Annotated in this window: 23 protein-coding genes and 1 other RNA gene; 11 read left to right on the top strand and 13 right to left on the bottom strand. The window is 62.2% G+C overall.

The genetic code is table 11. From position 1 onward, the window contains the following. Nucleotides 1–28: 28 nt before the first annotated feature. The 5 genes from HU749_RS28720 to HU749_RS28740 all read right to left on the bottom strand — a co-directional run bounded on the left by HU749_RS28720 (nucleotide 29) and on the right by HU749_RS28740 (nucleotide 5,645). Nucleotides 29–1,033, bottom strand: a complete 1,005-nt coding sequence (locus HU749_RS28720; protein WP_095961906.1) for an extracellular solute-binding protein — start codon at nucleotides 1,031–1,033, stop codon at nucleotides 29–31. A gap of 228 nt (nucleotides 1,034–1,261) precedes the next feature. After that, entirely contained in the window at nucleotides 1,262–2,479 is a 1,218-nt protein-coding gene (locus tag HU749_RS28725) for a 2-octaprenyl-3-methyl-6-methoxy-1,4-benzoquinol hydroxylase (RefSeq protein WP_186649587.1), read from the bottom strand. A gap of 67 nt (nucleotides 2,480–2,546) precedes the next feature. Beyond that, nucleotides 2,547–3,734 carry a 2-octaprenyl-6-methoxyphenyl hydroxylase gene (gene ubiH, locus HU749_RS28730; RefSeq protein ID WP_053182906.1) on the bottom strand — a complete coding sequence of 396 codons (1,188 nt, stop codon included), beginning with the start codon at nucleotides 3,732–3,734 and terminating at the stop codon, nucleotides 2,547–2,549. Beyond that, nucleotides 3,731–5,065: a Xaa-Pro aminopeptidase gene (gene pepP, locus HU749_RS28735; protein WP_014340777.1), complete on the bottom strand. Its 1,335-nt coding sequence runs from the start codon at nucleotides 5,063–5,065 to the stop codon at nucleotides 3,731–3,733. The genes ubiH and pepP overlap by 4 nt, the downstream gene beginning before the upstream one ends. Nucleotides 5,066–5,090: 25 nt before the next feature. Then, nucleotides 5,091–5,645, bottom strand: coding sequence for a YecA/YgfB family protein (locus tag HU749_RS28740; RefSeq protein WP_186649326.1), 555 nt, complete (start codon nucleotides 5,643–5,645; stop codon nucleotides 5,091–5,093). 129 nt (nucleotides 5,646–5,774) lie between these two features. Here HU749_RS28740 and HU749_RS28745 point away from each other — a divergent pair, with 129 nt between their 5' ends. From HU749_RS28745 to HU749_RS28760, 4 genes are all read left to right on the top strand, one after another. Further along, nucleotides 5,775–5,984 (top strand): TIGR02449 family protein, encoded by a 210-nt coding sequence (locus HU749_RS28745; protein ID WP_003177365.1) that lies wholly within the window; start codon nucleotides 5,775–5,777, stop codon nucleotides 5,982–5,984. Continuing rightward, nucleotides 5,981–6,298 (top strand): cell division protein ZapA, encoded by a 318-nt coding sequence (locus HU749_RS28750; RefSeq protein ID WP_003177364.1) that lies wholly within the window; start codon nucleotides 5,981–5,983, stop codon nucleotides 6,296–6,298. Before HU749_RS28745 ends, HU749_RS28750 begins: the two co-directional genes overlap by 4 nt. A 30-nt stretch (nucleotides 6,299–6,328) precedes the next feature. Further along, a non-coding RNA gene (gene ssrS, locus HU749_RS28755) (6S RNA) lies at nucleotides 6,329–6,508 on the top strand. Between the two features lie 114 nt (nucleotides 6,509–6,622). After that, on the top strand, nucleotides 6,623–7,228 hold the full coding sequence (locus HU749_RS28760; RefSeq protein ID WP_186649328.1) for a 5-formyltetrahydrofolate cyclo-ligase: 606 nt from the start codon (nucleotides 6,623–6,625) through the stop codon (nucleotides 7,226–7,228). A 35-nt stretch (nucleotides 7,229–7,263) separates the two neighbouring features. Here HU749_RS28760 and HU749_RS28765 read toward each other — a convergent pair whose 3' ends face one another. Further along, the gene (locus HU749_RS28765) at nucleotides 7,264–7,410 is read right to left on the bottom strand and encodes a hypothetical protein (protein ID WP_014340780.1); all 147 of its coding nucleotides are present in this window, start codon (nucleotides 7,408–7,410) and stop codon (nucleotides 7,264–7,266) included. 195 nt (nucleotides 7,411–7,605) lie between these two features. Here HU749_RS28765 and HU749_RS28770 point away from each other — a divergent pair, with 195 nt between their 5' ends. The 4 genes from HU749_RS28770 (at nucleotide 7,606) to HU749_RS28785 (ending at nucleotide 12,940) form a co-directional block, all read left to right on the top strand. After that, nucleotides 7,606–8,055, top strand: a complete 450-nt coding sequence (locus tag HU749_RS28770; protein WP_046063192.1) for an EVE domain-containing protein — start codon at nucleotides 7,606–7,608, stop codon at nucleotides 8,053–8,055. Between the two features lie 81 nt (nucleotides 8,056–8,136). Further along, nucleotides 8,137–9,102, top strand: a complete 966-nt coding sequence (locus HU749_RS28775) for an HlyD family secretion protein (protein WP_186649330.1) — start codon at nucleotides 8,137–8,139, stop codon at nucleotides 9,100–9,102. Then, nucleotides 9,099–11,822, top strand: a complete 2,724-nt coding sequence (rbbA, locus tag HU749_RS28780) for a ribosome-associated ATPase/putative transporter RbbA (RefSeq protein WP_046063190.1) — start codon at nucleotides 9,099–9,101, stop codon at nucleotides 11,820–11,822. The genes HU749_RS28775 and rbbA overlap by 4 nt, the downstream gene beginning before the upstream one ends. Further along, on the top strand, nucleotides 11,822–12,940 hold the full coding sequence (locus HU749_RS28785; protein WP_046063189.1) for an ABC transporter permease: 1,119 nt from the start codon (nucleotides 11,822–11,824) through the stop codon (nucleotides 12,938–12,940). Before rbbA ends, HU749_RS28785 begins: the two co-directional genes overlap by 1 nt. 67 nt (nucleotides 12,941–13,007) lie before the next feature. Here HU749_RS28785 and HU749_RS28790 read toward each other — a convergent pair whose 3' ends face one another. Further along, entirely contained in the window at nucleotides 13,008–13,424 is a 417-nt protein-coding gene (locus HU749_RS28790; protein ID WP_079303453.1) for a flagellar basal body-associated protein FliL, read from the bottom strand. A 150-nt stretch (nucleotides 13,425–13,574) separates the two neighbouring features. Between HU749_RS28790 and HU749_RS28795 the strand changes: the two genes are divergently transcribed. Continuing rightward, on the top strand, nucleotides 13,575–14,552 hold the full coding sequence (locus HU749_RS28795) for an NADPH:quinone oxidoreductase family protein (protein ID WP_186649332.1): 978 nt from the start codon (nucleotides 13,575–13,577) through the stop codon (nucleotides 14,550–14,552). A gap of 220 nt (nucleotides 14,553–14,772) precedes the next feature. Beyond that, complete coding sequence (glpT, locus tag HU749_RS28800) at nucleotides 14,773–16,122, top strand: glycerol-3-phosphate transporter (protein ID WP_079303026.1); 1,350 nt, start codon at nucleotides 14,773–14,775, stop codon at nucleotides 16,120–16,122. On the opposite strand, the gene HU749_RS28805 is transcribed toward glpT, so the two are convergent. The 6 genes from HU749_RS28805 to HU749_RS28830 all read right to left on the bottom strand — a co-directional run bounded on the left by HU749_RS28805 (nucleotide 16,098) and on the right by HU749_RS28830 (nucleotide 22,257). Next, nucleotides 16,098–16,766 carry a gamma-glutamylcyclotransferase gene (locus tag HU749_RS28805; protein ID WP_079303027.1) on the bottom strand — a complete coding sequence of 223 codons (669 nt, stop codon included), beginning with the start codon at nucleotides 16,764–16,766 and terminating at the stop codon, nucleotides 16,098–16,100. The two genes, glpT and HU749_RS28805, sit on opposite strands and share 25 nt — an antisense overlap. A gap of 272 nt (nucleotides 16,767–17,038) precedes the next feature. Then, a complete protein-coding gene (locus tag HU749_RS28810; protein ID WP_186649335.1) occupies nucleotides 17,039–18,007 on the bottom strand; it encodes a CDP-6-deoxy-delta-3,4-glucoseen reductase in 969 nt (322 codons plus the stop codon). Further along, nucleotides 18,007–19,473 carry a 4-hydroxy-3-polyprenylbenzoate decarboxylase gene (gene ubiD, locus HU749_RS28815; RefSeq protein ID WP_014340789.1) on the bottom strand — a complete coding sequence of 489 codons (1,467 nt, stop codon included), beginning with the start codon at nucleotides 19,471–19,473 and terminating at the stop codon, nucleotides 18,007–18,009. Before ubiD ends, HU749_RS28810 begins: the two co-directional genes overlap by 1 nt. A gap of 124 nt (nucleotides 19,474–19,597) precedes the next feature. Beyond that, nucleotides 19,598–20,857 (bottom strand): transcription termination factor Rho, encoded by a 1,260-nt coding sequence (gene rho, locus HU749_RS28820; protein WP_003177350.1) that lies wholly within the window; start codon nucleotides 20,855–20,857, stop codon nucleotides 19,598–19,600. A gap of 241 nt (nucleotides 20,858–21,098) precedes the next feature. Then, a complete protein-coding gene (gene trxA, locus HU749_RS28825; protein WP_003206727.1) occupies nucleotides 21,099–21,428 on the bottom strand; it encodes a thioredoxin TrxA in 330 nt (109 codons plus the stop codon). Between the two features lie 121 nt (nucleotides 21,429–21,549). Further along, a complete protein-coding gene (locus tag HU749_RS28830) occupies nucleotides 21,550–22,257 on the bottom strand; it encodes a FadR/GntR family transcriptional regulator (protein ID WP_046065741.1) in 708 nt (235 codons plus the stop codon). A gap of 255 nt (nucleotides 22,258–22,512) precedes the next feature. Between HU749_RS28830 and HU749_RS28835 the strand changes: the two genes are divergently transcribed. After that, nucleotides 22,513–23,298: a transporter substrate-binding domain-containing protein gene (locus HU749_RS28835; protein ID WP_014340791.1), complete on the top strand. Its 786-nt coding sequence runs from the start codon at nucleotides 22,513–22,515 to the stop codon at nucleotides 23,296–23,298. The last annotated feature ends 4 nt before the right edge of the window (nucleotides 23,299–23,302 follow it).

Genomic DNA, 23,302 nt, shown 5'->3' on the forward strand with positions numbered 1-23,302 from the left:
CGCCACAGGGAGCCGTGTCTGACTTGGATTAATTCCAGCCAGCGCGATCCATCATGCGAATGGCTTCGGCCTGGCGTTTACCCGCGACTTCCACCGGCAGGGTGTCGGCCTTGAACTTGCCCCAGGCTGCCACTTCCTTGGACGGCTCGACTTTCGGGTTGGCCGGGAATTCCTGGTTCACGTCAGCGAAGATGTTTTGCGCTTCCGGCGTGGTCATCCACTCCACCAGTTTCTTCGCGGCTTCCGGATGCGGTGCATGCTTGGTCAGGCCAATGCCCGAGAGGTTGATGTGCACGCCGCGGTCGGCCTGGTTCGGCCAGAACAGCTTCACCTTCAGGTCCGGCTTCTGCTGGTGCAGGCGGCCATAGTAGTAGGTGTTGACGATGCCGACATCGCACTGGCCAGCGTTGATTGCTTCAAGCAACGCGGTGTCGTCGGAGAAGACGTCGGTGGACAGGTTCTTGACCCAGCCCTTGAGGATTTCCTCGGTTTTTTCCGCGCCGTGGGTTTCGATCAGCGTGGCGGTCAGGGACTGGTTGTAGACCTTCTTCGAGGTCCGCAGGCACAGGCGGCCTTCCCACTCTTTGCCAGCCAGCGCTTCATAGGTGGTCAATTCGCTGGGTTTAACCCGCTCGGTGGAGTAGACAATGGTCCGCGCCCGCAGGCTCAAGCCGGTCCAGGCGTGGGAAGAGGCGCGATATTGGGACGGGATGTTGGCGTCGATCACCGGCGACGTGAACGGCTGGAGAATGCCCATCTGCTCGGCTTGCCAAAGGTTGCCGGCATCGACGGTAAGCAGCAGGTCGGCAGTGGCGTTCTCGCCTTCAGCCTTGATCCGCTGCATCAGCGGCGCTTCCTTGTCGGTGATGAACTTCACCGACACGCCGGTTTTCTTGGTGTAGGCATCGAAGACCGGCTTGATCAGTTCGTCGATACGCGAGGAGTAGACCACCACCTCATCGGCGGCCTGGGCGGCAGTGGTGCCGATCAGGGTCAAGGCGAGGGCGGACAGCAGGCGCTTGGTTGCCAACATGGTAGCGGTCTCTGGATTATGAACGAAGCGCAAATGATAAGGACTCACATTTAGCACCACAATCGAACAATGGCTGGACACATTTCCAAATGTTGCAGCTTTGAGATGTGCCGTGTTTTTGCGTCCGCCATCGCGGGCAAGCCTTGCTCCCACAGGTGTGCAATGTGGGACAAGCTTTTGTGGGAGCAAGGCTTGCCCGCGATAGGGCCATAAGCCCCAACCCACCTCTCAGGCCTTGGCCAGATCCGGCAAATCCCCAATCAACCCCAGCGCCTCGCGCACGAACAGCGCCTTGGCCTCAGGCATGCGGTCCACCAGCTTCAGCCCGGTATTACGCAACCAGCGCACTGGCAGTGGATCGGCCTGGAACAAGCGCTCGAACCCCTCCATCGCCGCCATCAGCGCCAGGTTATGAGGCATGCGTCGCCGCTCGTAGCGGCTCAGCACCTTCACGTCTGCCAGTCGTTCGCCACGCCCGGCCGCCTGCAACAGCACTTCGGCCAGCACGGCGGCGTCGAGGAAGCCCAGGTTCACGCCCTGCCCGGCCAACGGATGAATGGTATGGGCCGCGTCGCCGATCAACGCCAGCCCTTCGGCCACATAGCGCTTGGCATGTCGCTGGCGCAGCGGCACGCACAGGCGCGGGTCGGCACTCAGTACCGTACCGAGCTGCCCTTCGAAGGCCCGTTCCAGTTCGCTGCAGAATTCAGTTTCATCGAGCGCCATCAAGCGCTGCGCTTCGCCGGGGGTGGTGGACCAGACGATCGAGCACCAATCGTGCTGACCGTCACGCTCAAGTGGCAGGAACGCCAGCGGACCGTTGTCGGTAAACCGTTGCCAGGCCGTCATTCGATGCGGCCGGGCGCTGCGCACGCTGGTGACGATGGCGTGGTGCAGGTAATCCCATTCGCGCGTGGCGACGCCGGTCAGGCGGCGCACAGCGGAATTCGCGCCATCGGCAGCGATGACCAGGGGCGCGCGCAACGTGCGGCCATCGGCCAGGGTCAGCAGCCAGTCGTCACCGGAACGACGCATCTGTTCCAGCCGGGCATTGGCCAGCAGGCCCAGGTCGCAGTCATGCAGTCGATCCAGCAAGGCGTCCTGCACAACACGGTTTTCAACGATGTGCCCAAGCGCCTCGGCATGCAGGCTGGCGGCCGAGAAATGGATCTGCCCGGTGCCGCTGCCGTCCCAGACGTGCATGTCGGTATAGGGGCTGGCGCGTCGGGCGGTGATGCCGTCCCAGACGCCCAGGCGATCGAGGATCCGCTGGCTGGCCGTCGACAAGGCACTGACCCGGGGCTCGAACGCGGCCTGGGAATCGAAGGGTTTGACGCTCATCGGGCTGCCGTCGAGCAACAGCACTTGCAGGCCACTGCCCTGCAACGCCAGCGCCAGGGCGCTGCCGACCATACCGGCGCCGACAATCAGCAGATCTGCACGCAATTCCATGCTCTAAGCCTGTTTTGCTGGCGACATCAGCCGCCCATGAAAAGAAATGACAGCCCCGGCCTCAAGCATCGGGACGCGTCCCCAGGCCCATGGCCTGACGGGCGAACCAGCGCTTGGCCGGCGGCAGCAAGTCGAGGCCCAACAGGCCGAGGTTACGGCCCAGGGACACCAACGGCAGGTTGCTGGCGAACAGCCGCGTGACCTGGTCGGAGAAGCCCACGGTCAGGGCCTGATCCATTCGCTGACGCTCGCGATAGGCTTGCAACACGGCAAAATCCCCAGGCTCGCTCTCGCTGTCGAGCAAAGCATCGGCCAGGGCCTGGGCATCGCGCAGGGACAAGTTGAACCCCTGCCCGGCAATCGGGTGCAGGCTGTGGGCGGCGTTGCCCAGGATCGCCAGGTGCGGACGGACCTGCTCTTCGGCCTCCACCAGCGCCAGGGGGTACAGATGTCGCACGCCCACCTGTTTCAGGGTGCCCAGGCGATAACCGAACACGCCCTGCAATTCGCTGAGGAAACTGCGCTCGTCGAGGGCCGCCAGCCGTTGTGCGTCCATGCCCTGGCGGGTCCAGACCAGTGCGCAACGATTCTCCGGCAGTGGCAACAAGGCCATCGGGCCGTCATCGGTAAAACGTTCGAAAGCCATGCCGTTGTGGGCTTCGCTGGGGGTGATGTTGGCGATCAAGGCGCTCTGGTCGTAGGGTCGACTGCGCACGCCGATACCCAACTGCTCGCGCAGGCCGGAGCGGCCGCCGTCGGCCAGTACGGCAAGGTCGCATTCCAGGGTGGTTTCGTCGTCGAGGGTCAGGCGATAACCGCCGACCAGCGGTTCCATCCGGGTGACCTGCGCCGGGCAGCGCCAACTGACCACCTCCGGGTCCAGGCCTTGCCACAGGCACTGGCCGAGCCAGGCGTTTTCCACCACGTAGCCCAGCGCCGGTACGCCCTCTTCCATGGCCGACAACCGCGCCGTGGAAAACCGCCCGCGGTCGGACACATGGATCTGCTTGATCGGCTCGGCGCGGCGGGAAATCTCCTGCCAGACACCCAGGCGTTGATAAATTTGCCGGGCGCCATAGGACAATGCCGAGGATCGGGCATCGTAGCTTGGCTGCCAAGCGTCGCCGGGGGCGAAGGGCTCGATCAGCATGATCTTCCAGCCCCGGGCCTTGGCACCGGCCTGCAGGGCCAGCGCCAGGCTCGCGCCGACCAGGCCGCCGCCGACGATCGCCAGATTGACCCGGCTCATGCCGCCTGCGTCCGGGCAGCGGCCATCAGGGCCTCGATGTCGGCGACCGTCTTCGGTACGCCGTGGCTCAGGATTTCACAACCGGTTTTGGTCACTACCACGTCATCCTCGATGCGCACGCCAATGCCGCGCCATTTTTTCGCTACGCTGCGGTTGTTCGGGCCGATGTAGATGCCTGGCTCCACCGTCAGCGTCATGCCGACCTCAAGTACCCGCCACTCGCCGCCAACCCGGTATTCACCCACGTCGTGCACGTCCATGCCCAGCCAGTGGCCAGCGCGGTGCATGTAGAACGCCCGGTAGGCCTCGCTGGCGATCAACGCGTCCACCTCACCCTCCAGCAGCCCAAGGCGCACCAACCCCTCGGTAATCACCCGGACCGTCGCTTCGTGGGCCTGGTTCCAGTGTTTGTCCGGCGCGATCTGGGCAAACGCGGCTTCCTGGGCAGCCAGCACCACTTCGTAGATCGCCTTCTGCTCGGGTGAAAACTTGCCACTGACCGGCCAGGTACGGGTGATGTCGCTGGCGTAGCAGTCGATTTCACAGCCGGCGTCGATCAGCACCAGATCGCCGTCCTTGAGCAGCGCGTCGTTCTGCTGGTAGTGCAGGATGCAGCTGTTGCGCCCCGCCGCGACGATCGAACCATAGGCCGGCATCTTCGCCCCGCCCTTGCGGAACTCATAGTCCAGCTCGGCTTCCAGACTGAACTCATGCAGCCCCGGGCGCGCCGCTTGCATCGCTCGGATGTGCGCCTGGGCGGAAATCCGCGCCGCTTCGCGCATCACTTTCACTTCTGCCGCCGATTTATACAGGCGCATGTCATGCAGCAGATGATCCAGGGCAACGAATTCGTTCGGCGGCTGGGCGCCGAGGTGGGCCTTGGAGCGAATCACGTTGATCCATTCCATCAGGTGCCGGTCGAATTCCGGGTTGCTGCCCATGGCCGAATACACCCGGTCGCGGCCTTCGATCAGGCCCGGCAGGATGTCGTCGATGTCGGTGATGGGAAACGCGTCGTCGGCGCCGTAGTCACGGATCGCCCCTTCCTGGCCGGCGCGCAGGCCGTCCCACAACTCACGTTCGGCGTTGCGCTCGCGACAAAAGAGGATGTATTCGCCATGGGCGCGGCCGGGCATCAGCACCAGCACCGCTTGCGGCTCGGGAAAGCCGCTGAGGTACTGGAAGTCACTGTCCTGGCGGTAGACATGCTCGACGTCGCGGTTGCGGATCGCAACGGCGGCGGCGGGCAGGATTGCGATGCTGTTGGGTTCCATCTGCGCCATCAGGGCCTTGCGGCGACGGCTGTATTCCGATTTCGGGATATGAATCATGGGCAGACGGGGTTCCCTCTAAAAATTAATGCAAGGATGGCTTGGGGGCCGCTGCATCGGTTTTCTTGGTCTCGGTGAACAGTAGCAATGGTGCGACCCGCAGGTACTCCATCACTTCCATGTAGTCGCTTTCGCCGTCATCGGACTCTTCCAGGGCATCCTGGACCTGGGAGATAGCGGCCAGGTCCTGCAACACTTCCTTGGCCTCTTCGCTCAAGGCGTATTCGCGGCGGGTCAGGCCGAAGCCGGCGAGGAAGCCCTGGCACCACTGGCCCAGCGCCGCGGCGCGTTCGGCCAAGGGGGCGTCGTCAGTGGGCAGCAGCAGGACGACGGTCATGTCGTCGCTGGTCAGCTCGCCCTTGACCATTTCCTGCAGGCCGATAAGCGCATTGCGGACGTTGTCCGCTGGCTCGCCTTCCAACAGTTCGGCGGCGTCGGCCAACCAGCCGGCGGCATCGAAACCGGCGCCGGCGCAGCTGCGGCCGAGCAACAGGCCATGCAGTTCGGCGGGCGAGACAGGATGACCGCTGGTGCTCAGCAGGGTGGCGAATGCTTGATACGGGGAATTCTGAATGGGCATGGGCAGCTAGGCGCCAGACGGCGCTATGTCTAGAATGGAGGCCTTGTATCCTACATCGACAGACTCGCCAAGACTATCAGAGGCTGTGCGACCCATACCCTCCATCAGACACAATCTTCAGTGGACACAATGGAAGACACCGACCTGCAAGCGCTGATGGCCAGACTCGAACTGCTAATTGACCGGGTCGAGCAACTTAAGAGCCAAAACGGACTCCTATTAGCTCAGGAAAAAACCTGGCGCGAGGAACGCGCGCACCTCATTGAAAAAAACGAAATCGCCCGGCGTAAGGTCGAATCGATGATTTCGCGCCTCAAGGCCCTGGAGCAAGACTCATGAGTTCAAGCAATAGCGTTACCGTGCAGATCCTCGACAAAGAATATTCGATCATCTGCCCCCAGGAAGAGCGTAGCAACCTGGTGAGCGCCGCCCGTTACCTGGACGGCAAGATGCGCGAGATCCGCAGCAGCGGCAAAGTCATCGGTGCCGACCGCATCGCCGTGATGGCCGCCTTGAACATCACCCACGACCTGTTGCATCGCCAGGATACGCCTGACCTGCAGGTCAGCGGCTCGACCCGTGAACAGGTGCGCGACCTGCTCGATCGGGTGGATCTGGTGCTCGCCACCGATCCAGACGTCAGCAAAGGCTGATTCGCGAGGCTGCCTGGGGTATACTCGCTTCACTCCCTGGGGTGCTTGCCAGTTGGTGATGTCCCTGAGCCGATACGCACAACCACGGGGGTTGCACGTTGGGGCCGGTGTGCATGTCCGCTTGACGGAAAGCCTTAACGCCCCCTGCAACTTCCACCTTGAACTTTCGGGTTCAAGGGCTAAGCCGACAGCGGTTCATCCGGGGAGCCTGATTCCAGACAATGCCAGCCCATGTGGACTGGCATTGTCGTTTCCGGCGCCGGCATTTCTGAGCAGCCTGTTTTGCGGTTACGCTGTGGCATCGCCACTGCGTGAAGCACTGATATGACCGAACCTGCGCTGCTGCCCCGCCCACAACTTCGACGCCTGCTGCGCCAGGCCCGTCGTGCCCTGACGCCCGCCCAGCAACGACAAGCCGCCCACGGACTGTACAAACAACTGGCCCAGCATCCGCTGTTTCGCCGTGCACAACACATCGCCCTATACCTGCCCAACGACGGCGAGATCGATCCGCGCCTGCTGCTGCGCGCGGCCCAACGCCGGGGCAAGGCCACTTACCTGCCAGTGCTCAGCCCGTGGCCGCAGACCAAGATGGTGTTCCAGCGCATCCACCCCGGCGAAAAAATGCAGCCCAACCGGTTTCGTATTCCCGAGCCGCGCAAGAACATCGCCCGGCAACGCAAGGTCTGGACGCTGGACCTGGTGTTGTTGCCACTGGTGGGGTTTGATGATGCGGGGGGTCGGCTGGGCATGGGCGGCGGCTTTTATGACCGCAGCCTGGCGTATCTGGCGCGACGCAAGCAGTGGCGCAAGCCGACGCTATTGGGGTTGGCCCATGAATGCCAGAAAGTCGAACGATTGGCGCAGGCAAGCTGGGACGTGCCGCTGCAGGGAACGGTCAGCGACAGGCATTGGTATATCGCAGGATAGACGCCGCGGTAGTCAGCGGCGCCAGGAAAGCGGGTTCAGCGCTTGAGCGATGACGCGGGTTGGGTGATTTCCACCGGCGCGTCGGTCTTGTTGGCCCACAGGCTTTGGGCGTAACCCGTGGTCACGACACCCAGACCGAACAGAATGACCAAGATCCACAACAAATCCGGTTTGCGTTTCATCGATTGCCCCCCTCAAGGCACATCACACACGATGACAGCAGCGGTTTTCTTATTGGCCGTGCAGCAGCGTCAAGCTTGGAAGGCCGGCATTTTGCGGCAACCGGCCCCGACACGCAAACTCTGGCGTCAACCGACTGTCGGTTTGTCATAAAATCGCTGAACTATTTTCTTCAACACCGTCCAGGAGTAGCAATCATGGCCTATTGGCTGATGAAGTCCGAGCCCGACGAATTATCCATCCAGGGCTTGGAAAGGCTCGGCCAGGCGCGCTGGGACGGGGTTCGAAACTACCAGGCGCGCAATTTCCTGCGGGCCATGGCGGAGGGCGACACGTTCTTTTTCTACCACTCCAGTTGCCCCGAGCCAGGCATTGCCGGGATCGGCCGGATCGTCCGCGCAGCCTACCCCGACCCGACAGCGCTGGAACCCGATAGCCATTACTTCGACCCCAAGGCCGGCCCGGACAAAAACCCCTGGACCGCGATCGACGTGGCCCACGTCGAAACGTTTCCTCACGTGCTGAAGCTCGACTACCTCAAGCAACAAACCGCCCTGGCTGAAATGCCACTGGTGCAGAAAGGCTCGCGACTGTCAGTGATGCCTGTCACGGCCGAACAATGGGCCGCGGTGATTGCCCTGCGCTGATCGCCGATGAGTTGATGGATATCAAGCTGGATCGGTCATTGATCCCGCAGACTTCGATGCTATAGCCGCAGGATGCCGGACATGTCGACGAACCATCGTACCTCGCGTTTTTTTGCCTTTGCCTTGATGGCTGTGTTGTTGGCTGCCGGCGGTTTCGGCTATTGGAAATCACGCCACGATCGCCTGCCGGAAGGCTTGAGCATGGGCAACGGCCGCCTTGAGGCCACCGAGGTCCAGATCGCCAGCAAGACGCCCGGGCGCCTGGCCGAAGTTCATGTCGACGAAGGCGACAACGTCATCAAGGGCCAAGTGCTGGCGCGCATGGACACCCGCACCCTGGAGGCCCAGCGCAACCAGGCCGAGGCCGAAGTCGTGCGTGCCCGACAGAACCTCGCGGCCACCGAAGCCAACGTGCAGTTGCGCCAGAGCGAACAATTGCTCGCCCATCAGGAACTCAAGCGGACCCAGGAACTGTTCAAGCGCGGTTACGCCAGCGGCCAGGTCATCGACCAGCAACAAGCCCGTGTCGACACCGCCAACGCTGCGGTCAACGCCGCCCGGGCCCAGGTATCGGCAGCGAATGCGGCCATCGGCGCGACCCTGGCCCAAGTGGCCCAGCTCACCAGTGAAATAGATGACAGCACGTTGCGGGCGCCACTCGACGGCGTGATCCAGTTGCGCCTGGCCGAGCCGGGTGAAGTACTGGGCGCCGGCGGCCGAGTGCTGCTGATGATCGATCCGAACGACCAATACATGAATCTCTACCTGCCGGCCTCGGTGGCCGGGAAACTGGCGGTGGGCGATGAAGCGCGACTGCTGCTCGATGCCCTGCCCGAGCGAGCGCTGCCGGCCAAGGTCAGCTTCGTCGCGGCCAAATCCCAGTTCACCCCGAAAGAAGTCGAGACCCGTGATGAGCGCCAGAAACTGGTGTTCCGCGTCAAGGTACACCTGACCCGACCCGGCGAAGTGCCCCAGGCCAAACCCGGCATGCCCGGCGCCGGCTATGTGCGCACCGCCCCCATCGATTGGCCGGCCAACCTGCAATGAGCACCGCCCTCGGCGAGGCATTGCACGCTTCGGGCATCGAGCATCGCTACGGCCAGCAGGTGGCGTTGAGCGATATCGCCTTCAGCCTGCCCGTCGGCACTCGCTGCGGCCTGATCGGCCCGGACGGCGCCGGCAAGTCGAGCCTGTTGGGGCTGATTGCCGGGGTGAAGAAACTCCAGCACGGCCAACTGGACGTGCTCGGCGCCTCGATCGACGACCGACGCCATCGCAACACCCTCTACCGACGCATTGCCTTCATGCCCCAGGGGCTGGGGGGCAACCTTTACCCGGACCTGTCGATACGCGAGAACATTCGCTTCTTCGGCACGCTGTTCGGGTTATCGCGGACAGACTGCGAACAACGCATGGGCACTTTGCTGCTGGCCACAGACCTGCAGCGTTTTGCCGATCGCCCGGCGGGCAAACTGTCCGGCGGCATGAAACAGAAGCTCGGCCTGTGTTGCGCGCTGATCCACGAGCCGGACCTGCTGATTCTCGACGAACCCACCACCGGCGTGGACCCGCTGTCCCGGCGACGCTTCTGGGAACTGATAGAAGACGTGCGACGACAACGCCCGCAACTGACCCTGCTGGTCGCCACCGCGTACATGGAGGAGGCCGAACAATTCGAGCATTGCCTGATGCTCGACAACGGTCGCCTGATCGCCAAGGGTTTGAGTGTGGAGCTGGCCAAGGTCACCCCGGACGGCAAGCTCGACTCGGCCTTCACCCATTTCCAGGGCGACAGTGGCCACGACAGCGAACCGCTGGCGATTCCCCCCAGGAACGCCGGCACTGCCGACATCGCCATCGAAGCCCACGACCTCACCTTGCGCTTCGGCGATTTCACCGCCGTCGACAACGTCAGTTTCGCGATTGGTCGCGGTGAGATCTTTGGCTTCCTGGGTTCCAACGGCTGCGGCAAGACCACCACCATGAAGGTGCTGACCGGGCTGATCCCCGCCAGCGAAGGCAGTGCCCGGCTGCTGGGCAACCCGGTCAACGCCAAGGACCTCGCCACCCGCAAGCGGGTGGGTTTCATGTCCCAGAGTTTCTCGCTGTACGGCGAACTGAGCGTGCGCCAGAACCTGGAACTTCACGCCAAGCTCTTCGACCTGCCCACGACGGACAGTCGCCAGCGCATCGACGAACTGATCCAGCGCTTCAGTCTCCAGGCGTTGGCGGATCAGCCTTCCGGCGCGCTGCCACTGGGCCTGCGCCAGCGTTTGTCCCTGGCGGTGGCGGTGTTGCATCGTCCGGAAGTGCTGATCCTCGATGAACCGACCTCGGGTGTCGACCCGGCTGCGCGGGATGATTTCTGGCGGCTGCTGATCGAGTTGTCTCGCGAACAGGGCGTGACGATTTTCCTTTCCACGCATTTCATGAACGAGGCCCAGCGCTGCGATCGCATTTCGCTGATGCACGCCGGCAAGGTCCTGGCTTGTGACACGCCGGCAGCCTTGCAGGCGCAGTTCAACGGCCAGACGCTGGAAGCCGCGTTCGTCACCTGCCTGGAAAAAGCCCAGGGCGAGACGCAGCAAGACGCCGCCCCCGTGACCCTCGACAGTGCCGACGCCCCCCGGGACCGGCGCGGCCTGAGCCTCGGTCGCCTGTGGGCCGTCGCCAGCCGTGAGGGCAAGGAGCTGCTGCGCGACAAAGTGCGGATGGCGTTCGCCTTGCTGGGCGCCTTGTTCATGATGGTGGTCTTCGGCTTCGGTATTTCCCTCGATGTGGAGAAACTGGCCTTCGCCGTGTATGACCAGGATCAGAGCCCGCAAAGCCGTGCCTACCTGGAAGCGTTCCGCAGCTCACGCTACTTCGAAGAGCAGCCGATCATCCGCGACGCAAAGGAGCTGCACCGACGCTTGCAGCGCTCGGAGATCAAGCTGGCCCTGGAAATCCCCCCCGGCTTCGGTCGTGACCTTTACGCCGGCCGCCAGCCGACGGTGGGCGCCTGGCTGGACGGCGGCATACCGTTTCGAGCCGAGACCAGTCGCAACTACGTCCAGGCCGTGCACCAGGCCAACCTTGAGCAACTGGCTGAATTCAGCAGTCGCGCGCCGACCCGGCAACCGGGCGCGACGCTGGAGACGCGTTTTCGCTATAACCAGGACGTGGTCAGCGTCAACGCCATTGGCCCCGGGGTCATGGCGCTGATCCTGGCGTTCATCCCGGCCATGTTGACGGCGCTGGGCATCGTGCGGGAGAAGGAACTGGGCTCGATCACCAATTTCTACGCCACGCCGCTGACCCGCCTGGAATTTCTGCTGGGCAAACAAGTGCCCTACCTGGCGGTCAGCCTGATCAACCTGGCCCTGCTGACAGCGATGAACCGCTGGCTGTTCGGTGTGCCGTTCAAGGGCAGCGGCCTGACGCTGGCGGTGGGCGGCCTGCTTTATGTACTGGCGACCACCAGCATGGGAATGCTGATCTCCGCGTTCACCCGCACCCAGATCGCGGCGATCCTCGGCACCATGATCATCACCAGCCTGCCGACCATCCAGTTCTCGGGGCTGATCGTGCCGCGTTCGTCCCTGGACGGCGCCGCTTCGGTGATGGGTCAGTTGTTTCCCGCCGGTTACTTCCTCGATATCGCCGTCGGCACCTTCACCAAGGCCCTGGATCTACGCCAGCTATGGCCGCAATGCCTGGCGCTGGGCGGATTTTTCCTGGCCTTCACCGGGCTCAGCCTGATCATGCTGAAAAAGCAGGAGGCCTGATGCACACGTTTTCACATATCTGGCGTCTGGGGCTCAAGGAACTGACCAGCCTGAGGTACGACTCCGTTCTGCTACTGTTTTTGGGCTACGCCTTCACGGTGGCGATCTACATGCCGGCCGCCGGTTCGGTAATCGGCGTCCACAACGCCAGTGTCGCAATAGTGGACGAAGACCAGAGCCATCTCTCGCGCCAATTGGCCCAGGTCCTGCAACCGCCGGAGTTCCAGAACCCGGTGGCCTTGCCCTATGCCGAACTGGACAAGGTCATGGACAGTGGCCGCTACACCTTTGTCATTAACGTGCCCGCCAACTTCCAGGCCGACCTGCTCGCAGGACGCGAACCGACGCTGCAACTCAACGTCGATGCCACGGCCATGAGCCAGGCGTTCATGGGCGCCGGCTACATCGGACGGATTTTCCAACAGGAACTGACGACCTACGCCGGCCAGGCACAAACGAGCGAAGCAACACCCGTGAGGCTGACCACGCGCTCGCTGTTCAATACCAACCTGGAAGGTGGCTGGTTCCTGGCGGTGATCCAGATCGTCAACAACATCACGATCCTGGCGATCATCCTGACGGGCACCGCGCTGCTGCGCGAGCGCGAGCACGGCACCCTCGACCACTTGCTGGTGCTGCCGCTGACGGCATTGGAAATCATGCTGGCGAAAATCTGGAGCAACCTGCTGGTGGTGGTGCTGTGCACCTGGGCATCGCTGGAAATCATCGTCAAGTTCGCCCTGGGGGTTCCTCTCGCCGGCTCCATGGTGCTCTTCCTGCTGGTGACCGCACTCTACCTGTTCGCCAGCACGTCACTGGGCATCTTCCTCGCCACCCTCGCCCGTTCGACGCCGCAATTCGGTTTGCTGGCGATCCCGGTCATCATCCCGATGCTGCTGTTGTCGGGCGGCAGCACACCGCTGGACAGCATGCCGCAATGGTTGCAATGGGTGATGCAGGGCTCGCCCTCGACGCATTTCGTCAGCCTCAGCGCGGCGATCCTGTTCCGCGATGCCGGCCCTGGCGTGATCTGGCCGGACCTGCTGGCGCTGGCGGCCATCGGGCTATTGTTCTTTGCAATCGCCCTGGCCCGGTTTCGGAAAAGCCTGGCGTCTTGACGAAAAAAAGCAGCCTTGGGCAGCGCCAGGAGATCCGGACGCTGCCCAAGGCTGCGATCGAGCCGGTTTATTGAATGATCAGGTTGTTGAACAACAGGTCATCGACCATCGGCTTGCCGGTTTCGTCGTTCATCACCTGCTGGGTCTGCTTCAACGCTTCCTGGCGCAGCTTTTCCTTGGCTTCCAGGTTATTCATGGCCTCGGTGGTCTGCTGGGCGAACAGCGCCACCAACTGGTTGCGAATCAGCGGCTCGTTGGCCTTGACCGCCGCAGCGGCGGCGTCACCGGTCACGCGCAGGGCCACGTCGGCCTTGTAGACCCTCAGTTTCGCCGTACCGTCGAGCCCATAGTTGCCGACAAAGGGTGGGCTGAGGGTGATGTAACTGACCTTCGGCGCCTCGCCTTCCTTCGCTTCCTTGCCCTCTTCGGCCATCGCTGCCACAGGCAACGACAGGGCCAGCATCAACATGATCCACGCTTTCACAATTGATTCCTCATCCGGTTTGCGGCCCAGCATACCGCCCCGCCGTTCAAGCACAAGCTTATAGCCGGCTATCAGGGCAGGGCATGCTCGTTGACCCGTTGTTTCTCACACCTACACTTATCGGCCATCACTCCCAAAGGAATAGCCCTGATGAAAGCCGTGCTGTGCAAAGAATTCGGCCCCGCCGATTCGCTGGTGCTGGAAGACGTCGCCAGCCCCGTCGCCAAGAAGAACGAAGTGCTGCTGGACGTGCATGCCGCCGGGGTGAACTTCCCTGACACGCTGATCATCGAGGGCAAATACCAATTCAAGCCACCCTTCCCGTTCTCCCCCGGCGGCGAAGCCGCGGGCGTGGTCAGCGCGGTGGGCGAGAAAGTCAGCCACTTGAAGGTCGGCGATCGGGTGATGGCGTTGACCGGCTGGGGTAGCTTTGCCGAACAGGTGGCGGTACCTGGCTATAACGTGTTGCCGATCCCCGCGTCCATGGACTTCAACACCGCCGCCGCCTTCAGCATGACGTACGGCACCTCGATGCACGCCCTCAAGCAACGGGCCAACCTGCAACCCGGCGAAACCCTGCTGGTGCTCGGCGCATCCGGTGGTGTCGGCCTGGCGGCAGTGGAAATCGGCAAGGCCATGGGCGCCCGGGTGATCGCCGCTGCCAGCAGCGCAGAGAAACTCGCCGTGGCCAAGGCCGCTGGCGCCGACGAATTGATCAACTACACCGAAACCAGCCTGAAGGATGAAATCAAGCGCCTCACCGACGGCCAGGGTGCCGATGTGATCTACGACCCGGTGGGGGGCGACCTGTTCGACCAGGCCGTCCGCGCCATCGCCTGGAACGGCCGGTTGCTGGTGGTCGGCTTCGCCAGCGGACGCATCCCCGAACTGCCGGTGAACCTGGCCCTGCTCAAGGGCGCCGCCATGGTGGGCGTGTTCTGGGGCTCCTTCGCCCAGCGCCAGCCCCAGGACAACGCCGCCAACTTCCAGCAATTGTTCGGCTGGTTCGCCGAGGGCAAGCTCAAGCCGCTGGTGTCGCAGGTGTACCCGCTGAGCAATGCTGCCCAGGCGATCAATGACCTGGGGCAGCGCAAGGCGGTGGGGAAGGTGGTTGTGCAGGTGCGCTGACTGCTTGCCTAAGCGGTGTTACCTATACCGGGTCGAAACCCTACGACCCGGCTCCGCCATTCCCATACCGTCCTTCATTTATATCTGAGCGACATGTTCATAAAAGAACATGCGATATCCAATATTTCCGCTGTTTGGCTCATGCGAACCGATGCTATTTTCGGTAACGAAACTGTAACATTCGCATCCGCAGTCAAAACAAGAAATTTGGAGCTCTTGAATGTTTGCTTTCTTTCGACCTGCCGCACACCAGGCAGTCCTGCCTGAAGAAAAAATAGACAGCACCTACCGACGCCTTCGCTGGCAGATCTTCGCCGGGATCTTCATTGGCTACGCCGGCTATTACCTGCTGCGCAAGAACTTCTCCCTGGCCATGCCATACCTGATCGACGAGGGTTACACCCGTGGTCAGTTGGGCCTGGCCATGTCGGCCATCGCCATCGCCTATGGGCTGTCGAAGTTCCTGATGGGCCTGGTGTCCGACCGTTCCAACCCGCGCTATTTCCTGCCCTTTGGCTTGCTGGTCTCGGCGGGGGTGATGTTTGTGTTCGGTTTCGCGCCCTGGGCAACCTCCAGCGTGACCATGATGTTCATCCTGCTGTTCATCAATGGCTGGGCCCAGGGCATGGGCTGGCCGCCCAGCGGACGGACCATGGTGCATTGGTGGTCGCAGAAAGAACGCGGCGGCGTGGTGTCGGTGTGGAACGTGGCGCACAACGTCGGCGGCGGCCTGATCGGCCCGTTGTTCCTATTGGGGATGGGCTGGTTCAATGATTGGCACGCGGCATTCTATGTGCCCGCTGCTGTAGCACTCGTCGTTGCGGTGTTTGCCTTCGTGACCATGCGCGATACCCCACAGTCGGTGGGCCTGCCGCCGATCGAGAAATACAAGAACGACTACCCGGAAGGCTACGACGACAGTCACGAGAACGAATTCAGCGCCAAGGAAATCTTCGTCAAATACGTGCTGCGCAACAAAATGCTCTGGTACATCGCCATGGCCAACGTGTTTGTCTACCTGCTGCGCTACGGCGTGCTGGACTGGGCGCCGACCTATCTCAAGGAAGCCAAGGGCTTCACGGTGGACAAGAGTTCCTGGGCCTATTTCTTCTACGAGTGGGCGGGCATTCCCGGCACGCTGCTGTGTGGCTGGATGTCGGACAAGATCTTCCGCGGCAACCGTGGCCTGACCGGCATGGTGTTCATGGCCCTGGTGACCGTGGCGACACTTGTGTACTGGCTGAACCCGGCCGGCAACCCCGCCGTCGACATGATCGCCCTGGTTTCCATCGGTTTCCTGATCTACGGCCCGGTGATGCTGATCGGTTTGCAGGCACTGGAACTGGCGCCGAAGAAGGCCGCTGGTACCGCCGCAGGCTTCACCGGTTTGTTCGGTTACCTGGGTGGCTCGGTCGCGGCCAGTGCCGCCATGGGCTACACCGTGGACCATTTTGGCTGGGACGGTGGTTTTGTGCTGTTGATCGGTGCCTGCCTGCTGGCGATGGCCTTCCTCGCGCCAACCCTGTGGCACAAGCAAATCGCCAGTCAGAGCCGCGAAGCGATCGCCTGATCCAGCGCTGATTTGCAGCGCTTGAGCCGCGCCTCCAGATTCCGGTCTGGCATGGCGTGGCTGCGCAGGGCGTGGATGGTCTGCTCGACGTAATCGCGAGTGGTGCCGTAACGCCCACAGGCGCTTTCGAACACCTGGCTCAGCACATGGTCCGGCAGGTTGCCGGCATAGCTGGGCAGGTGTCGCTCCAGGACAAACCCCAAGGCTTGCACCCGACTGCCATCCTCGAGACGGCAACTGAGCCAGTGCGGGCGATAGGACGGGACCGGCATCTCGCGCTGCCACAGGGCAAACAGCGAGTCCTCGAGATTCTCCTCTGGCAACCGGTAGGCGAAACCGCTGCACGAACCGCCGCGATCCAGCCCGAACACCAGCCCCGGCAACTCCGGCGTACCGCGGTGTTCGTGGGACCACAGATACAAACCGCGATGATAACCATGGACCCGGCCGCGCATCCGCTCCACCGCCGTGCACTCCGGCCGCCAGATCAATGAACCGTACGCAAACAGCCAGACCGGACCGCCCTGGTGAAGGCTCATGGTCAATTGCATCGAGGCGAGCAATTGCTCACGGGTCAACTGCGGCCCCAGCTCGAGTCGTGGTGGGTACAAGGCACAGGCAACGGCGGATTCGATAGCGGTCATGGCCGGTAGCGGTTGGCTCCTCGCGGTTCGGAAAGTGAATGGGGGCCGTCATGGGGTTGACGTTCACGGGGATCCAGGCAAGTTAAATGCCATCCACGCTCTATATACGTTATCGGTATCTAGCCTAAAGACTAAATATCGAAACGAAATATATGAGGTTATATCGACGGGCGGACATGCGCGCTGTTGTGGCGAGGGAGCTTGCTCCCTCGCCACAACAGCGCACGATCCAGATCACAACATCGCATGAATCAACTTAGGCTCAATCGCTATCAAGCCCGCGGCGCATACGCAAACACGTCGGCGCGCATTTGATGGGCGTCCATTCCGGCTTCCACCAGCGCATCGAGCGTGGCGTAGATCATGGCCGGCGAGCCGCTGGCGTAGACGTGCACGCCGGAAAGATCGCTGATGTCCTCGCACACGGCTTCGTGGAGCATGCCGCAGCGCCCTTCCCAGCTGCACAAGTCGCTGACGACTTTGTGCAGGAACAGGTTCGGCAGCTTTTTCCATTCTTCCCAATGCTCGATTTCATAGAAATCTTCCGGCCGCCGCACGCCCCAATACAGATGCACCGGATGCTTGAACCCCGCCGCCCGGCAATGCTCGATCAGGCTGTGCATCTGCGCCATGCCGGTTCCGGCGGCGATCAGTACCAACGGGCCATCGGGCAGTTCGGACAAATGCGTGTCGCCAAAAGGCATCTCGATACGCACGTTGGGGTTGCGCCGTAGTTGCTCCAGCAGCGCCTGTGCACTGCTTTCGCGCACCAATACGTGCAATTGCAGCTCGCGCCCGGAATGCGGTGCCGAGGCCAGGGAGAAGGCCGATTTTTCGCCGTTTTCCCGTTCGATCATCAGGTACTGCCCGGCGTGATAGCGTGGCGGCTTGCCGGCCGGCGCACGCAGGCGCACTCGCCAGACATCGCCCCCCACGTCAGCGCACTCGACCACCTGGCACGCCAGGTTACGTACCGGCAGCTCACCCGGTGACAGCACGCCATCCCATAACACCACGCAGTCCTCCAGCGGCTCGGCGATGCAGGTGAAGATCTCACCGTGATCGCGCACCTCGCCCGCCTGCTCCACGCGGCCTTCCACCAACAACGCGCCACAGACGTGGCAGTTGCCGTTGCGGCAGCTTTGCGGGCATTCATAGCCCAGGCGCCGCGCGCCATCGAGAATCCGCTCGGCGGGCCGGATCTCCAGCACCGCCCCGGAAGGCTGCAAGGTTACACGCATCAATCTATTCCTAACTGATTCCAGATGGCATCGATCCGTTGGGTAACGGCTTCATCCTTGACGATAACCCGGCCCCACTCACGGGTGGTTTCACCGGGCCATTTATGCGTGGCATCGAGCCCCATCTTCGACCCCAGGCCAGACACCGGCGAGGCGAAGTCGAGGTAATCGATCGGTGTATTCTCGATCATCACCGTGTCACGCTTGGGGTCCATGCGCGTGGTGATGGCCCAGATCACATCGTTCCAGTCCCGTGCGTTGATATCGTCGTCGGTGACGATAACGAACTTGGTGTACATGAACTGTCGCAAAAACGACCAGACACCGAGCATCACCCGCTTGGCATGCCCCGGATACGACTTCTTCATGGTCACCACGGCCATGCGATACGAACAGCCTTCCGGCGGCAAATAGAAATCGGTGATTTCCGGGAACTGCTTTTGCAGGATAGGCACGAACACTTCGTTCAGCGCCACGCCGAGAATGGCCGGCTCATCGGGCGGACGGCCGGTATAGGTGCTGTGGTAAATCGGCTTGATCCGATGGGTGATACGCTCGACGGTGAACACCGGGAAGCTGTCGACTTCGTTGTAGTAGCCGGTGTGGTCGCCATACGGGCCTTCATCGGCCATTTCGCCAGGATGGATCACCCCTTCAAGGATGATCTCGGCGGTGGCCGGCACTTGCAGGTCGTTGCCGCGGCATTTCACCAGCTCGGTGCGGTTGCCCCGCAACAGGCCGGCGAACGCATATTCGGAGAGGCTGTCCGGCACAGGCGTGACGGCACCGAGGATGGTCGCCGGGTCCGCGCCCAGGGCCACCGACACCGGGAATGGCTGGCCGGGGTGTTTTTCACACCACTCACGGTAGTCCAGGGCACCGCCGCGATGGCTCAGCCAGCGCATGATGACTTTGTTGCGGCCAATCACCTGCTGACGGTAGATACCCAGGTTCTGGCGGTCCTTGTTCGGGCCCTTGGTGACGGTCAGCCCCCAGGTGATCAGCGGCCCCACATCGCCCGGCCAGCAGGTCTGTACCGGGAGCATGGCCAGGTCGACATCGTCGCCTTCGATCACTACTTCCTGGCAGATCGCGTCCTTGACGACTTTCGGCGCCATGGCAATGATCTTGCGGAAAATCGGCAGCTTGGACCAAGCATCCTTCAGGCCTTTCGGCGGCTCGGGTTCCTTGAGGAACGCCAGCAGCTTGCCGATTTCGCGCAGTTCGCTGACGGCTTCGGCGCCCATGCCCAGGGCCACGCGCTCCGGCGTGCCGAACAGGTTGCCCAGCACCGGAATGTCATAACCCGTCGGGTTTTCGAACAACAGCGCCGGGCCTTTTGCGCGCAGGGTGCGGTCGCAGACCTCGGTCATTTCCAGGACGGGGGACACCGGCACCTGGATGCGCTTGAGTTCGCCGCGCTGTTCCAGCCCGCTGATAAAGTCGCGCAAGTCGCGATACTGCATGCAAAAGCCTCATGGTGGCCGTGGCGTTCGGGGGCCCGAGTTTAACGCCGCCCGTCCAGAATAGTGAATGCACAGATAGCAAAAAGCCGGGTTTCCCCGGCTCTTGCTGGCCTGTCTTGGCGATTTACTTGCGTTTCATCGACAGGAAGAACTCATCGTTGGTCTTGGTCGCCTTCAGCTTGTCGACCAGGAACTCGATGGCAGCGACTTCATCCATCGGATGCAGCAACTTGCGCAGGATCCACATGCGCTGCAACTCGTCGTCGGCGGTCAGCAACTCTTCGCGGCGTGTGCCGGAGCGGTTGATGTTGATGGCCGGGAAGACACGCTTCTCGGCGATACGACGATCCAGAGGCAGCTCCATGTTGCCGGTGCCCTTGAATTCCTCGTAGATCACTTCGTCCATCTTCGAACCGGTTTCAACCAGCGCGGTGGCGATGATGGTCAGCGAACCGCCTTCCTCGATGTTCCGTGCGGCGCCGAAGAAACGCTTCGGTTTTTCCAGCGCGTGGGCATCGACACCACCGGTCAGCACCTTGCCGGAGCTCGGGATCACGGTGTTGTAGGCACGGGCCAGACGGGTGATGGAGTCCAGCAGGATCACCACGTCCTTCTTGTGCTCGACCAGGCGCTTGGCCTTCTCGATCACCATTTCGGCAACCTGCACGTGGCGGGTCGGCGGCTCGTCGAACGTCGAGGCGACCACTTCGCCGCGCACGGTGCGCTGCATCTCGGTCACTTCTTCCGGACGCTCGTCGATCAGCAACACGATCAGGTGAACTTCAGGGTTGTTACGGGCGATGTTGGCCGCGATGTTCTGCAGCATGATCGTCTTGCCCGCTTTCGGCGGTGCTACGATCAGGCCACGCTGGCCTTTGCCGATGGGTGCGCACAGGTCGATGACACGACCGGTGAGGTCTTCGGTGGAACCGTTGCCGGCTTCCATCTTCATGCGCACGGTCGGGAACAGCGGCGTCAGGTTCTCGAAGAGAATCTTGTTCTTCGCGTTTTCCGGACGATCGAAGTTGATCGTGTCGACCTTGAGCAGCGCGAAGTAACGCTCGCCTTCCTTCGGAGGGCGGATCTTGCCAACGATGGTGTCACCGGTGCGCAAGTTGAAGCGACGGATCTGGCTCGGCGAGACGTAGATATCGTCTGGGCCGGCGAGATAGGAAGCGTCTGCGGAGCGAAGGAAGCCGAAGCCGTCCTGGAGAATCTCCAGCACGCCATCACCGGAGATTTCCTCGCCGCTTTTCGCGTGCTTCTTGAGCAGGGAGAAAATCACGTCCTGCTTGCGCGAACGGGCCATATTTTCTATGCCCATCTGTTCGGCCAATTCGAGCAGTTCGGTAATCGGCTTTTGCTTGAGTTCAGTCAGATTCATATAGGAATGACGTAATCATTTATGGAGGGGGGAAATTAAGCTTTTGGCTTAATGAGGCCGCGCCGCAGAGAAGGCGACAGGATCGCGTACTTATTCGAAAGGAGAGCGTCGGCGACGGCTTGCAGGGGGCACTGGAGAAACCAGTGCGGGGCCGAATGTACCACTTGGGTTTGCAAGCGTCTAGCCCCGAATAACGAAAAAGCCCCGCGATTTGCGGGGCTTTTCCAGTGGCATTCGGCGCTTAGATGTTAGCGTCGAGGAAAGCAGCCAGTTGCGACTTCGACAGCGCACCCACCTTGGTGGCTTCGACGTTGCCGTTCTTGAACAGCATCAGGGTCGGGATACCACGTACGCCGTGCTTGGCCGGAGTCTCCTGGTTTTCGTCGATGTTCAGCTTGGCAACGGTCAGCTTGCCCTTGTAGGTCTCGGCAATCTCGTCCAGGACCGGGGCAATCATTTTGCAGGGACCGCACCACTCAGCCCAATAGTCGACCAGTACCGCGCCTTCGGCCTTGAGTACGTCAGCCTCGAAGCTAGCGTCGCTAACGTGTTTGATCAGATCGCTGCTCATGGAAATCTCCGGGGTTGTCAGCAAAAAAACGTGGCCCATCATAGCGGCCCTTCCCGGGTTCAGGAAGCCGCAGTTGATTGAGTCTCGCTATGGCGGTCGATGGCTTTGAGTATGGCCGACGTCACGAAGCTGCGGGGGCGACAAAGGAAATCCCGGTGCGCAGCGCAGCGTTACGTACATGTTCCTGCATGGCTTTTTGCGCAGCGCCTGAAGCCCGACGGGCCAGGGCGCGAAGAATCTTGCGATGCTCCTGCCAGGTTTCCATCGCCCGCTCCGCCCTGATGAACGGTAGTTTCTGGCTTTCCAGGAAGATGTCGGCGCTGGCGGTGAGGATGCTCAGCATCGCCTGGTTACCGCTGGCCAGCAGGATTCGTCGATGGAATTCGAAATCCAGCCGCGCGGCGGCGTCGAAATCCCCGATCTTCAACTCCCGGCGCATGGCTTCGACATTGTCTTGCAGCATGTCCAGCTCATCGGCGCTGAGCGTCACCGCCGCCAACCCCGCCGCGAAGCCCTCCAGGGCGTAGCGCAACTGGAAAATATCCACTGGCGAGGCCTGGGCCGCGAACGGCCAGCCCGGCGCCGATTCGCTGCGTGGAGCCTCTACCGGAGCCTGCACGAACACCCCCTTGCCCGGCTGCACGCTGATCATGCCCAAGGCACTCAGGGATGACAGCGCTTCGCGCAGCGACGCCCGACTCACCCCCAATTGCAGCGCCAGGTCCCGTTGCGACGGCAGCGCATCGCCCGGGCCGAAGCCTTCATCGACGATCAGTTTGCGGATGGCTTGCAGGGCCACTTCAGGAACGGCGCGAGCGATGGAATTCATGATTTTTTAAGACGAACCGGGCCAGTGAGCGGCTAGTTGTAAAGCTATTCATCGCGCCCGGCAAGTCGTGCCCCAGCAGGGTTCGGCGACAAATACCGACGCCCGATAACGGTGCGAAAAACGCCGCGACTGTTCAGACCAGTAAGACCGCTCGCCACCAGCAAAACCGCGGCTTGGGCCGATTAAAAGCCGCCTTGGCATGGCCTGTGCTCTGTCCGAACGCAGAATTCACATCACCGACTGCGGAGATTCGCCATGATTCAGCGTTGCAGCGCCCTGCTCACAGCCCTGTTTGCCAGCCTGATGCTCTGTCAGCTACCCGCCCACGCCGATGGCCTGGAAGACGTGGTCAAGCGTGGCACCCTCAAGGTCGCCGTGCCCCAGGACTTCCCGCCATTCGGTTCGGTAGGCCCGGACATGAAACCCCGCGGCCTGGACATCGACACCGCAAAACTGCTGGCCGACCAGCTCAAGGTCAAGCTTGAGCTGACGCCGGTCAACAGCACCAACCGCATCCCCTTCCTGACCACCGGCAAGGTCGACCTGGTGATTTCCAGCCTGGGCAAGAACCCGGAGCGGGAAAAGGTCATCGACTTCTCCAGCGCCTACGCGCCGTTCTACCTGGCCGTGTTCGGCCCGCCTGACGCCGCCATCAACAACCTGGACGACCTCAAGGGCAAGACCATCAGCGTCACCCGTGGCGCCATCGAAGACATCGAGCTGACCAAGGTCGCCCCAGAAGGCACCACCATCAAGCGCTTCGAAGACAACAACTCGACCATCGCCGCCTACCTGGCCGGCCAGGTGGACCTGATCGCCAGCGGCAACGTGGTAATGGTCGCCATCAGCGAACGCAACCCCAAGCGTGTTCCGGCGCTGAAGGTAAAACTCAAGGACTCGCCGGTTTACGTGGGCGTGAACAAGAACGAGCCGGCGCTGTTGGACAAGGTCAACCAGATCCTCGCCACCGCCAAGACCGATGGCAGCCTGGAGAAAAACTCCCAGACCTGGCTCAAGCAGCCGCTGCCGGCCGATCTCTGACCGT

Origin of the sequence: Pseudomonas ogarae (genome assembly GCF_014268695.2) — a bacterium.
Taxonomy (GTDB): domain Bacteria; phylum Pseudomonadota; class Gammaproteobacteria; order Pseudomonadales; family Pseudomonadaceae; genus Aquipseudomonas; species Aquipseudomonas kilonensis.